The sequence below is a fragment of the Leptolyngbya sp. GB1-A1 genome (assembly GCF_039962475.1).
Classification (GTDB): Bacteria; Cyanobacteriota; Cyanobacteriia; order Elainellales; family Elainellaceae; genus Leptolyngbya_A.
The window spans coordinates 1-12,748 of record NZ_JAMPLI010000080.1; the positions used below are offsets into that span (position 1 = coordinate 1).

A 12,748-nucleotide genomic window follows, 5' to 3' on the forward strand; every position below is an offset into this window, starting at 1 on the left:
TATGGTACGGTGGACCCACCCTGACCCATCCCGAACTCAGGTGTGAAACGCTGAAACGGCGACGATAGTTGGAGGGTTGCTTCCTGCAACAATAGCTCGATGCCAGGGTAATTTTCGATAATGTTCCTTTTCTGCTGCTTCAGTAGAGAAGGAATTTTAGTATCTTATTCCTTGTTTAATGCGGTGTTGCTGAATAGACGTATGATTTATTGAGGGACGGGCACATCGACTTAAGCGGTTCCGCGTCTTGATAGGTCCTATCGCGATTGTCGGTAGCACTTTACCCGCAGAGCTCGTCTTCTCGCAGGCATTCTCAACTTTGAGATTGCACTTGCCATTTGATCTATGCAAGAGGTCTATTGCATGAGTTGTACCCTCATTTCATATTCTCATTATGCAATGCCTTTAATGTTTTTCATTTATACCTATGTTGAATAGGACATTTTATTCTTAGGGGTGAAAATCAGTTTAAAAAGCTCATTGGGTAACTGCTTCAAGCACTTGGCTTCAAGCCAAAATTGCTATTCAGGTAGTCGTAAAAAAGTAAGTCCAAATTCAGAGGCTTTCATTTCCCGCGCTTTCAGTAATAGGAAAGCACTTGAGAACATAAAAGAGAATGCTCATTTTTAGTGGATGCTCGATCGCTAAAAATGACTTCTAGTGGGTATTTTAGCTTTACTGTCACCCCTTAAGCTGTTTTCACGGGCCTAGAACATTGCATTACTAGCTGAATCGCCAAAGTGAGAATTGTTGACCTCCTAAGTTCTGCCCTTGCCAAGTGAGAAGCAAAATGGTTATAATGAAAAACATTGGTTTTGAGTGACGATAAATGACTATGAAAGTTTTCTTCATTTGAAACTATTGCTAGGCTCAGTAGCTCAGTGGTTAGAGCAGGGGACTCATAAGCCCAAGGTCGCAGGTTCAAATCCCGCCTGAGCCATCAAGGATAAAGCGTTTTAGGGAGGTTGTTATGGTGATCTCCCTGAAATTTTTTGAGGTAAAAGAGGGGAATTTGGGCGAAAAACTGGTGTAAAACTGGTGTAAAAATAGTACTGGTGAACTAAAAATAGTTTACACTTGGGTGTAAAAGTACTAAGGGAAAAGTCATGCAGGTTGTCGCACGACAGATGGTTTTAGATTTAAAGCTCAAGTAATCCTAGATCCAAAACCATTGGTCCTAGGTCGTGTTGAACATTGTGTGAAGTTGGGCTGAATAAGCTAAAAGGCGATGTCAACTCCGACTCTACTGAGCAACGAACTTTAGCACAAACTGCTTGAGCTGTTGCGGTATCAACCGGGCATTTATATCGGAAACGAAGCGCAATGTCGCCGCTTCATGGAAGCTGTTTTGTGAATTGATCGAAGTGGGGCACAATGGCGAATGCTGCCGTCAAGCTATGGCAACTGGAACAGTGTGTTCAAGCGCTTCGACCGTTGGAGTCGTTGCGGCATTTGGCAACAGCTTTACCAGCGCTTGCTTATAGAACCGGACTTAGAAAACCTGCTGCTTGATAGCACGATTTTACGTGCTCACGCCTGTGCAGCCGGGGCAAAAGGGGAGGGCAGCAAATGCAAGCGCTAGGGCGCAGTCGTGGTGGGTTTAGTAGTAAACTACATACCTTTGTCGATGGACTGGGAACCCCTTATAGCAGTCGAAGGGTTAGATAGGGGGTAATATCGTTCAATTTGGGGGGTCTACAATAGACCTCCTGCATGAATCAGCAAGGATGTGCCAGTTCGTGGTTGAGTAGTCCCGCAATCAAGTTCAAGCGCAAGCCAAACCGCCGTCTTCGGTTGCAGTAGCGTCCTGAGAAGATGCGAAAGATCTTGAAGCGACGAATGATATGCTCCACCCTCACCCGCAGTCTTGCTAATGCAAGGGTTGTGCTGCTTCTCGTCCTCAGCTAACGGTTGGTTGCGCGGTTTCTTCGTGGGAGTACAAGCCCCAGCATGACGCTTAGCAAACCCCTGATACCCCTCGGGTCAGCTAAACATAACTGCGATGGCACAAAGGGCAGTCGGCTTCGTTTCAGCAGCTTGAAGTCATGCATCTTGCCCTTGGCGGTTGCGGTAGCAATCACTTGCCCGTTATCAAACTCCACTAGCAGTTGCGCCTTCAGCGTATGGCACTTTTGCTTGCCACTGTAGTAACGTTTCTGTTTTTTTTCGGGCGTTCAATTTCAACTTCGCCCACATCCACCATCAACACTTTCCATTCCCATCCGAGCTTGTACAACTGCCGTTGGCTGGGCAGGCGAAACGGACCGCACTTGACCAGGATGTCTTCCACTTTCCGGATAATGCGTCCGATTGTGGTTTCATGCAGTCCCCAACTCGTACCGATGTGAAACTGGCTGCGATATTTCCGCCAATATTCCAATGTCACCAGCAATTGGTCTTCAACGCTCAGTTTGTTTTGTCCGCCTCGTTGTCCCTGGCGTTCCAGGTGGGGGCGTAACACCTCGACCATCTCGCCAAAGGTTTCCCGACTCACGCCACACAATCGCTTAAACTCTCCAGCAGACAGGCTTTGCAATTCTTGGTAAGGCATGGCAATTCCTCCTTGTGCTCAGTTCTGCCATGCGCCTACCCCTTTTGCAAGCCTTTGTTCCTAACTGGCACATTTCCTCCCATTCGTGCAGGAGGTCTTTTATTTTGGCTGCTCTTTTTTAGCTGTTCCACCCTTCGCTTAGTCTAAACTCCAGTTATGACCACAGCATTCAAATCCTGGATATGCTCGAAACCTATCGGGAGTTTAGCGTCCAGCATGATGAATGTTTACCTATCTCCTGTCAGCAACCGTTGAACGAAATCATGAAAACGTTGACCGTGATTTCCAGCATCTTTATTCCTCTAACCTTTATCATTGGGATCTATGGAATGAACTTCAACACCGAGGAATCTCCCTGGAATATGCCAGAGTTGAACTGGTATTGGGAGTATCCTGCGACTCTAGCTTTTATGTTGAGTGTTGCTGTGAGGATGGTCTTCTTCTTCTGGGGTAAGGGTTGGTTTAGCAGTTTATCCACGGTTAAAGCGAGTAACAAGCATCGAAGTTCCGGTGCAAAAAAATTACTACAATAAACTACAAAATGCGCTTGAAAACTGGTGTTTCTGAAGATGGTAATGCGAATGGGGCTATCCATCGGAGCGATCGCCAAACTTTACAGCAACCGTACCTGAAGCGGAAGTAGGAGGAGCAGGAGGGATTCAAACGTGAGCGACAAATCCGCAACCCGTCGTAACATGCTGCAATGAACGTGACGGAACAGAAGCAACGCCTGTCTGAACGAGGAATCACAATTTTTAGCTTGAATCAGAAAAATGTTTTGGCAACATTAGACATTGAGGGCAAACAAACTCATTGCACCCGGAACAGTACGAGTCCACGTTCATGCCATTTTGCAGAAATTGGACGTACGCGATCGTAGCCAACCAGCAGTCATCGCCATTCAAAAAAGTCTTATTGACCAGCAGTTGCTATCTAACCCATAGGCATTTGAACATTAGTAGTTTAACGTTGGTTTGGGATTTGGTTTGGGATAAAGAAGGGCGACAGCGCGATACCAGTATTACCATACGCCTTTGACTTTAATTGACGAACAGAATAGACGACTAGAGATAGAGCATGAGTAGACATCGGAGGGGGAGAAGGCAAAGCTGGGCTTGTTTGCCTTGCCAGAGACCGTTTTTTGCAACACAACCAATGCCCAAAGAGTAACTTGATTAAGCCAGTTCAGTCACGGAATAATCGATCGATTGGTCTAAAATACGCTATGCTAAATAACACGATTTTAATCGGTCGCGCGGGTGTAATTCAGTGGTAGAATGTCACCTTCCCAAGGTGAACGTCGTGGGTTCGAGTCCCATCACCCGCTTAGAGTTATCTGGAATTAGAATGTCTGGAATAAAAAGCTTTACCTCAACACCTGAATATTATTAACCCTGGTGAACCCGTTCTGAAGAAGCTCTAGGGTAGCAATGCGGGAAATTGAAATTCTCTTCTAAGCATGAATTTTTGAATATAAATTTCTGTAAGTACGAATTTTTGAGTATAAATTAGTGTGAATCAGAGTTAAATCGTTCCGTAACAATTCAGTAATCCCGATCGTATTGACCTCTATACTAAATCGAAGTTCATGCCCTCTAACTTCAGGTATAGAGTTTATGTCCCACGTCGTTCAACGCTCGCCGTTCTCGTTCACAGCTGTCATCGAGTATTGGAACTGCTGGAGAGCTGCCTGCAATCAAGCGATAGCTAATTATTACAATCAGCGAATTGAGAGCAACCCGGAAGGGGAAGCCCAGCAATATTGGAACCGACTCACACATCCTCAATCAGGAATTAACGTCGAGCAGATCACCGATGCAATGCTCAGCCGCTTAATGCAAAGACTGATTGAGCAGGGAATTTCTAAGTTTGCGGTCGATCGCTTCATCCTGGAACTGCGGCGGCATACGAGGAGTATTCGGTCAGCTCAACTGGCTCAACGATAATTTTTTCAGCATCATTTCCCATCTACTGCGAACCCCGATCGTCAACATGAGAATGGCATTCACGCTGCGGATGCCAATGACTGAGCAGGGGCAGAACTGAATCGCAAAACTTCCTGCAGAAAGTCGAGGATCTCGATCAATTGCAGGAAGCGTGCGATCGTCAATTTGCAAAGGTGGAGGATCTGCTGAAGCTCCAGGATAAAGCTACAGTGTACTGACGCTGGAAGTCATAAAAGCTGGTGCTTACAAAAATCAGCCTGCTCCTTTTTTGATTCCCGTTCTGCGCTCCACAATTTCCTTCACAATCAGCGTGACGATCGCCAGACAAGCCAGCAGCGTTGCAGCAGTGTAGGCAGACTGGGTGTTGTATTGCTTATATGCCTCTTCAACAAAGAGCGGCATTGTTTGTGTCTTGCCCAGAATATTGCCTGATACAACGGAGACGGCTCCAAACTCGCCCATCGCCCGCGCATTGGTTAGGATAATTCCGTAAATCAAACCCCAGCGCACATTAGGCAGGGTGACGCGCCAAAAAATTTGCCAGTCTTTCGCGCCCAGGGTTTTCGCCGCTTCTTCCTGCTCTGGTCCAACTTCTTCTAGAACCGGGATCACTTCCCGCGCCACAAACGGTAGCGATACAAACGAGGTTGCCAAAATCATGCCAGGGAGTGCAAAAATCACCTTGAGATCGATCGCTTGCAGCATCGGACCAAACCAGCCCTGCCGTCCGTAAAGCAGCACGATCATCAAACCCGCGACCACTGGGGAGATCGAGAAGGGCAAGTCTAGAATACTCAGGAGCAGCGTTCGACCCGGAAAGCGATTGCGAGCAATCACCCAGGCGGCACAGAGTCCAAAGATGGTGTTTACCGGGACGACAATCGCTGCAATGATCAGCGTGAGCTTCACGGCATTCTGAAACTCGCGCTCATTAAAGGTATGCAGAAATCCAGCGATGCCGCCACTACAGGCCTGCACAAAAACGTTCAGGGCAGGGATAAAGAGAATCAAGCCCAGATAAACCACCACGAAGCCAATCAGCCCCCATTTCACCCAGGCACCCGAGCCTACTTGGTTTGCAGCTTTAAGTTTTTGATTCGATCGATCGACCGTCATCCCAGTGTTATGAGCCATAGCGTCGTCCCCAAGCCTGTAAAAGATTAATTGCCAGCAGCATCGTCAGCGAAACTAGTAGCATGACCAGACCAATCACCGTTGCCCCCGTGTAGTCGTACTGCTCCAGCCGTTGAAAGATCAAAACGGGTGCGATCAGATCTTTAAACGGAATGTTGGAGGACACAATCACGACCGATCCATATTCTCCAACCGCTCTGGCAAACCCCAACGCAACGCCCGTTAAAATCGCAGGCAGGAGCGGCGGCAGCACCACGCGCCAGAAGGTCTGATTCGGGGAAGCCCCCAGCGACCAGGCAGCTTCTTCCACGTCGATTTCGGTTTCTTGTAAAACGGGCTGTACGGTTCGCACCACAAACGGCAGCGAAATAAACAGCATGGCAACAAACACGCCGAGCCGTGTAAAAGCAATCTTGATTCCAAACGGAGCCAGCAGTGAGCCAAGCCAGCCGTTATCGCTATACACCGTTGCCAGCGTTAAACCTGCCACTGATGTAGGTAGGGCAAAGGGCAGATCGATCGCCGCATCTAAAAATCGCTTGCCAGGAAACTCGTAGCGCACCAGCACCCAGGCAATAATCACTCCTGCAATTCCGTTAACGCCTGCCGCCGCCAGGGAAGTCGTAAAGGTCACATCATAAGCAGACAGCGCGACTGGATCAGTGGCAATCTGCCAAATTTTGGACAGGCTGAGGCTGCTTGCCTTCATAAACAAGGCAACGATCGGCAACAGCAGCATCACCGCGAGATACAGGATAGTGACGCGCCAGGGCAGCGATGGCAGTGAGAATTTACCAGAACGTTCCGGGCGGCTCACCGGCGATTGAGACGTAGAAGTCATCCGCTAAAACTCCGAGATTGGATATCGATAATAAATGAGGGTTTAGGTGTCGGGGCTGGGAGATTGTTGGAGCAATGTTTGAGGATCTACATTGCAAAGAACATTAAGCTACCCTCGAAGGCTGGCTTGAATCTGGTCAAACACTGCTCCGTCATCAAAGAACTTGGCTTGCACCTGACCCCAGCCCCCTAGCTCTTTCACCGTGAATAGGTTATTAACTTTGGGATACTGCGCTGCAAACTCCTGAGCAATCTGCTGATCGACTGGACGAAATCCGGCTTTGGCAAATTCTCGCTGTGCTTCTGGTGTAAACAAAAACTGCACAAATGCTTCCGCGACGGCACGAGTTCCGTGCTTATCTACATTGGTATCCACAACAGCGATCGGATTATCGATCGAGACATTGATATCGGTCGGCAGCACCGAAGGCAGATCCATGCCGTTTTTCCGTGCCAAAATCACTTCATTTTCATAATTCAGCAGCACATCGCCCTGTCCCTGCTGAAAGAAAGCGTCGCTGGCTTCCCGTGCGTCTCTAGGGAGTACTGGCGCATTGCTGTAAACGCGCTTCGTGTAGTCTAACGCCTGCATATCATTGCCCTCTCGCTGCGTCACTGCGCCCCAGAGTGCCATAAAGTTCCAGCGTGCCCCGCCGGAAGTCTTGGGGTTTGCCGTCACCACGCGCACATCTTCTCGCGCCAGATCCGCCCAACCCTGAATGTTTTTAGGATTGCCCTCGCGAGTCACCAGATCCACAACAGAGTGCGTGACGATCGCCCCATGCGGAATCCGCTGATCCCAACCCGCCTGAAGCAGTCCGGCTTTCTCAATTCGCTTCATATCCAGTGCGAGGGCGAGATTGACAATATCGGCATCTAAGCCATCCACCATAGCCCGTGCCTGCGCGCCCGACCCACCATAGCTCTGATTAAAGACCACGTCCTGCTGATGCTCTACCTTCCACTTTGCCGCAAATAGGGGCAGGATGCTTTCGTATGCCGATCGCGTCACTGCAAAGGAAACCAGCGTTAGCTCAACCTGGGAACGGGAACTTCCTACCGAACTGCAAGCCACGATCGAAATCGATAAGCTGATCCCCAACAAAAACCCTGCGATTAACCTTTTAAGCGATCGACCTCTAAAAAATTGGTAGCCAGACCCAACCATGAAAAACTCAACCCCAACAACTCAAGAATCAACAGCTCAAAAACAAAATCGGCGAGACAAAATCAAACGCTATAACGAATGACCAATGACCTAAGAACCAACGACCTAGGTTACCTGCCCAATATCCTCTGTTTCCCCTTACCCCCTCGATTCCCTAACTTCGGCAGCTTTGAATCCAGGAAAAAGCTCAGTTTTATCCAAAATTGGGGACTAGGGAGACAGCTCACAAACATCACTGTCTATAGATTACTGGTCAAACAGCCTCTCAAACAATCTTAAACCCAATAATCCCGACCGAATTACCGGAATTAATATGAGACTACCTTAGCCTGGGGGCAAACGCACAGGATTTCGACCTGAAATGGCACTGCTTTGAACCGTTAATCGTGTAATCCTGAACCAGGTTTTGCTTAGCCTCGTCTACCGATCGTCTGATGACCTCTGTTCTGACTTCTGTTCACGCTCCGTCTTTGGGTACCTTTATATACGACTTCACCTCGGTCGATCGAAGGATTGACGCGATCGGGTGATTTCTACCAAGTGACGTTCGACGTAATCTTGAAGAACAATTAAGCTTGTAGGCGACTGTTCCTTTGACAACAGATTAATCCTCCTGCCTGCTTCAGAGTGGGTAATAGGCACAAATTCCTATCTGTTTTCCTCTGTTCAAGAATCAGGGTGACTTGTCTGTGTCACAATGTAAACGGTTTTGCCAACTCAATTGAATTGCTTTTTGGAGTGGGCGTGAGTCATGGAACCGATGTATGAATATGCCTGGCTAATCCCCTTTCTGCCCGTAGCAGGGGCGATGGTGCTGGGTTTGGGTTTGATTTCTTATGGCGAAACAGTCAGCAAGCTTCGCAGTCTAAGCTCCACGTTTATTGTGTCGCTGACGGGAGCTGCAATGTTTTTCTCGTTCGCGCTGCTGTGGAGCCAAATTCAAGGACACGCCCCCTATACCCAGATTTTTGAATGGGCGGCGGCAGGTGACTTCCACCTGAGTATGGGCTACACCATTGATCACATTACAGCGATGATGCTGGTAATCGTCACGACGGTTGCCTTCTTCGTGATGATCTACACCGATGGTTACATGGCTCATGACCCCGGTTATGTCCGCTTTTATGCGTATCTGAGTCTATTTAGTTCTTCAATGCTGGGTTTGGTCGTTAGTCCGAACCTGCTGCAAGTCTATATTTTCTGGGAACTGGTGGGGATGTGTTCCTACCTGCTGATTGGCTTCTGGTATGACCGTAAAGCAGCCGCAGATGCCTGTCAAAAAGCTTTTGTAACTAACCGGGTCGGCGACTTTGGGCTGCTGCTCGGCATTCTCGGTTTGTACTGGGCAACGAATACGTTTGAGTTTGATTTGATGGGCGATCGCCTGACCCAGCTCGTCGAGTCGGGCGCAATCAGCATGGCACTGGCAGGCTTGTTTGCGGTGCTGGTGTTCCTGGGACCTGTGGCGAAGTCAGCTCAGTTTCCCCTCCACGTCTGGCTACCGGACGCAATGGAAGGTCCAACGCCCATTTCCGCGCTGATTCATGCTGCAACGATGGTGGCAGCAGGTGTATTTCTGATTGCCCGGATGTATCCGGTGTTTGAAAACATCCCCAGCGCAATGAACGTTATTGCCTGGACAGGAGCCTTTACTGCCTTCCTGGGAGCCTCGATCGCCATTACCCAAAACGACATCAAGAAGGGTCTTGCCTATTCCACGATGTCCCAGTTGGGCTACATGGTGATGGCAATGGGCGTGGGCGCGTATGGAGCAGGGCTATTCCACCTGATGACCCACGCTTACTTTAAGGCGATGCTGTTCCTTGGTTCGGGTTCCGTCATTCATGGGATGGAAGGCGTAGTCGGTCACGATCCAGTCTATGCGCAAGATATGCGGCTGATGGGCGGTCTGCGGAAGTATATGCCCATTACAGCAATTACCTTCTTGCTCGGTACGCTGGCGATCTCTGGAATTCCCCCGTTTGCTGGGTTCTGGTCAAAGGATGAAATTCTGGGTTCCACCTTTGAAGTCAGCCCAATTCTGTGGAGCATTGGCTGGGCAACGGCTGGAATCACGGCATTTTACATGTTCCGGATGTACTTCAGCACTTTTGAAGGCGAATTCCGGGGTACGAATTCTGCGATCAAGCAGCAGCTTAAGCTAGAGCAGCTCCAGCGTCTTGGTCTGTCGATCGGTCCTGGCGCAATGAACTCTCAGGAACTCGAACTGTCTGCTGAAGGGGAAGACCATGAGGCGCACACGGGCGACGAACATCACCATAGTGAACCCCACGAATCGCCAATTACAATGACCTTGCCGCTGATGGCACTGGCGATTCCCTCTGTGCTGATCGGTCTGGTAGGCACTCCCTTTGCGAACTACTTTGAGGAGTTCATCCATCCCGGTCATGGGGTGATGGCAGAGCAGCTTACCGCTACCGCAGAAATGGCATCTGAGTTTGATCTAACCGAATTCCTGATTATGGCGGGTAGCTCGGTGGGCATCGCGCTGATCGGGATTACGCTAGCATCGCTCATGTATCTGAGCCGCAAGATTGATCCAGGGACGATCGCTGAGAAGATCAAGCCGCTCTACAACCTGTCCCTGAACAAGTGGTACTTCGACGACCTGTATGATGTGCTGTTTGTGCAGGGCAGTCGTCGTCTGGCACGGCAAGTGCTGGAAGTGGATGTACGAATCGTAGATGGTCTGGTTAACTTGACTGGCTTTGTCACCTTGGTTACTGGGGAAGCCCTGAAATACCTGGAAAATGGTCGAGTGCAGTTCTACGCGCTGATTGTGTTTGGTGCAGTGCTGGGATTGGTGCTGGTCTCCGGTGTCACCTGATCGCTTAGATTTCATTGGGCAGGTTGAGTGAATCTATTTTTCCTAACCTGCCCGAATCCTTGAAATTATTTGGCTTTCAATTAATTCAACCTTAAAAATCAGCAGTTTCTGGGGGAAGCAGGGTAGAACGGTTGCAGGATTGTCTATGCTGTTTCCCTTTTTCGATCGGGTTCAGCAAGGGTTTGAGCCGCGTTTTAGCTCCTATCCTTGCCTCTTAAATCCCCCGATTCTAAGGCGCTTTGAGCCACCAACATTCTGGTTATATAAAGAAGGCTTTTAGCTTTTAAAGGCTCAGTTTCTCTCAGAATTGGGGGCTGGAGGGCAGTTTCGGCTTCTCTAACCCCTCCCTAAAGTTCACACTCTCAAGAAATGTAAAATCTTCCGTTTTCCAGACTGACAATTCTCTATAAACCCACAACAATGAGCTTGTGACGGGAAGAGAATACCTCATTCCTCAAGCACTCATCACAAAACGCCATGACTATCGAGAACTTCCCCTGGCTAACCACCTCAATTCTTCTACCCATTGTTGCTTCCCTGTTTATCCCGCTCATCCCGGATAAAGACGGTAAAACAGTGCGCTGGTATGCCCTGATCGTCGGCTTGATCGACTTTGTGATCCTGGTGTATGCCTTTTATACCCAGTACGACCCCTCGAATCCGGGAATGCAGCTTGTGGAAAGCTACTCCTGGGTTCCTGCGCTTGATTTGCGCTGGTCCGTGGGCGCAGACGGAATTTCGATGCCGCTGATTTTGCTAACCGGATTTATTACCACGCTGGCGATCCTGGCATCGTGGCCCGTCACGCTGAAGCCCAAATTTTTCTACTTCCTGATGCTGGCGATGTACGGCGGACAGATTGGCGTGTTTGCTGTGCAGGATATGCTGGTGTTTTTCCTAATGTGGGAGCTGGAGCTGATTCCGGTTTACTTGCTGCTATCGATCTGGGGCGGCAAGAAACGCCTTTACGCAGCGACCAAGTTCATCCTGTATACCGCAGGCGGTTCGCTGTTCATTCTCGTCTGTGCGCTGGCAATGGCGTTTTACGGCGATACAGTCACGTTTGATATGCGATCGCTCATGCAAAAGGATTACCCGCTCAACTTCCAGCTCTTGGTTTATAGCGGGTTCCTGATTGCCTACGCAGTGAAGCTGCCGATCTTCCCGCTGCATACCTGGCTGCCGGACGCGCATGGTGAAGCGACTGCCCCAGTCCACATGCTGCTGGCAGGCATTCTGCTGAAAATGGGTGGATACGCGCTGGTTCGGATGAATGTGGAAATGCTGCCCGATGCTCACGTTTACTTCGCGCCGATTCTGATTATCCTGGGCATCGTTAATATCATCTATGCAGCACTGACTTCGTTTGCTCAGCGCAACCTGAAGCGCAAGATTGCCTACTCCTCGATCTCTCACATGGGCTTTGTGCTGATCGGGATTTCTTCTTTTACTGACCTGGGCTTAAGCGGCGCGATGCTGCAAATGGTGTCCCACGGTCTAATCGGGGCAAGTCTATTCTTCCTGGTGGGAGCAACCTACGATCGTACTCACACCCTGATCCTGGACGAGATGGGCGGGGTTGGTCAAAAGATGCCCAGGATTTTCGCCATGTTCACGGCTTGTTCGCTCGCGTCGTTGGCGTTGCCCGGCATGAGCGGCTTTGTTGCAGAAATCATGGTGTTTGTGGGATTTGCAACCAGCGATGCCTACAGCATGACCTTTAAGGTGATTGTGATTACCCTGGCTGCGGTCGGCGTGATCCTGACTCCGATTTATCTACTGTCGATGCTGCGCGAAATCTTCTTTGGTCCTGAAAACAAAGAGCTGGTATCTCACGAAGCTCTGATTGATGCAGAACCGCGAGAAGTGTTTATCATTGCCAGTCTGCTGATTCCGATCATCGGGATTGGCTTATATCCGAAGCTGATCACCCAGGTCTACGATGCGAAAACGCTGGCGGTTACAGCAACGCTGCAAAATTCGTTAGCGACAATGGCAGAACAGCAAACGCGATCGAAGCCAATTGCCCTTCAGCCTGCGACTGCTCCGGCGATCGAATAAATCTTGCAAAATCAAACCGATTGACTCTGGGGGCAGTAATGTCCCCTTTGTTTTTGAAGAATTTTTGCCTGAAGGGTTTTTGGTTTACAGCAGTTTTTAGGTAATTAGCCCCTTTTCTATTAAGCTAACGAGTGGACAATCTATCAAGTTGGTGAAATGCCTGTCGCTTACTCAACGGATTTACGCACTCGTGTAATCGA

The 12,748-nt window shown here is 49.2% G+C and carries 7 protein-coding genes, 2 tRNA genes and 3 pseudogenes; 8 read left to right on the top strand and 4 right to left on the bottom strand.

Features of this window, described 5'->3' with window-relative positions; translation table 11 throughout:
• The first annotated feature begins 867 nt into the window (after positions 1-867).
• Positions 868-940 (top strand) — tRNA-Met (locus NDI45_RS29045).
• A 387-nt stretch (positions 941-1,327) separates the two neighbouring features.
• A pseudogene (locus NDI45_RS29050) lies at positions 1,328-1,644 on the top strand (IS5 family transposase); the annotation flags it as partial.
• A gap of 74 nt (positions 1,645-1,718) precedes the next feature.
• On the opposite strand, the pseudogene NDI45_RS29055 reads toward NDI45_RS29050, so the two are convergent.
• Positions 1,719-2,551, bottom strand: a pseudogene (locus NDI45_RS29055) (IS5 family transposase).
• Between the two features lie 122 nt (positions 2,552-2,673).
• Between NDI45_RS29055 and NDI45_RS29060 the strand changes: the two are divergent.
• The 4 genes and pseudogenes from NDI45_RS29060 (at position 2,674) to NDI45_RS29075 (ending at position 4,497) form a co-directional block, all read left to right on the top strand.
• Entirely contained in the window at positions 2,674-3,084 is a 411-nt protein-coding gene (locus NDI45_RS29060) for a CorA family divalent cation transporter (RefSeq protein WP_348249860.1), read from the top strand.
• A gap of 279 nt (positions 3,085-3,363) precedes the next feature.
• A pseudogene (locus NDI45_RS29065) lies at positions 3,364-3,495 on the top strand (LuxR C-terminal-related transcriptional regulator); the annotation flags it as partial.
• Between the two features lie 311 nt (positions 3,496-3,806).
• Positions 3,807-3,878 (top strand) — tRNA-Gly (locus NDI45_RS29070).
• Between the two features lie 289 nt (positions 3,879-4,167).
• Positions 4,168-4,497 carry a hypothetical protein gene (locus NDI45_RS29075; RefSeq protein WP_190791532.1) on the top strand — a complete coding sequence of 110 codons (330 nt, stop codon included), beginning with the start codon at positions 4,168-4,170 and terminating at the stop codon, positions 4,495-4,497.
• A gap of 252 nt (positions 4,498-4,749) precedes the next feature.
• Here the strand turns inward: NDI45_RS29075 and cysW are convergent, their stop codons facing one another.
• From cysW to NDI45_RS29090, 3 genes are all read right to left on the bottom strand, one after another.
• Complete coding sequence (gene cysW, locus NDI45_RS29080) at positions 4,750-5,613, bottom strand: sulfate ABC transporter permease subunit CysW (protein WP_190791539.1); 864 nt, start codon at positions 5,611-5,613, stop codon at positions 4,750-4,752.
• A gap of 7 nt (positions 5,614-5,620) precedes the next feature.
• Positions 5,621-6,472, bottom strand: a complete 852-nt coding sequence (cysT, locus tag NDI45_RS29085; protein WP_190791531.1) for a sulfate ABC transporter permease subunit CysT — start codon at positions 6,470-6,472, stop codon at positions 5,621-5,623.
• A 108-nt stretch (positions 6,473-6,580) separates the two neighbouring features.
• Complete coding sequence (locus tag NDI45_RS29090) at positions 6,581-7,639, bottom strand: sulfate ABC transporter substrate-binding protein (protein WP_190791530.1); 1,059 nt, start codon at positions 7,637-7,639, stop codon at positions 6,581-6,583.
• Between the two features lie 751 nt (positions 7,640-8,390).
• Here NDI45_RS29090 and NDI45_RS29095 point away from each other — a divergent pair.
• Positions 8,391-10,487 (top strand): NAD(P)H-quinone oxidoreductase subunit 5, encoded by a 2,097-nt coding sequence (locus tag NDI45_RS29095; RefSeq protein ID WP_348249859.1) that lies wholly within the window; start codon positions 8,391-8,393, stop codon positions 10,485-10,487.
• Positions 10,488-10,970: 483 nt separating this feature from the next.
• On the top strand, positions 10,971-12,548 hold the full coding sequence (locus NDI45_RS29100) for an NAD(P)H-quinone oxidoreductase subunit 4 (RefSeq protein ID WP_348249861.1): 1,578 nt from the start codon (positions 10,971-10,973) through the stop codon (positions 12,546-12,548).
• Positions 12,549-12,748 lie beyond the last annotated feature (200 nt).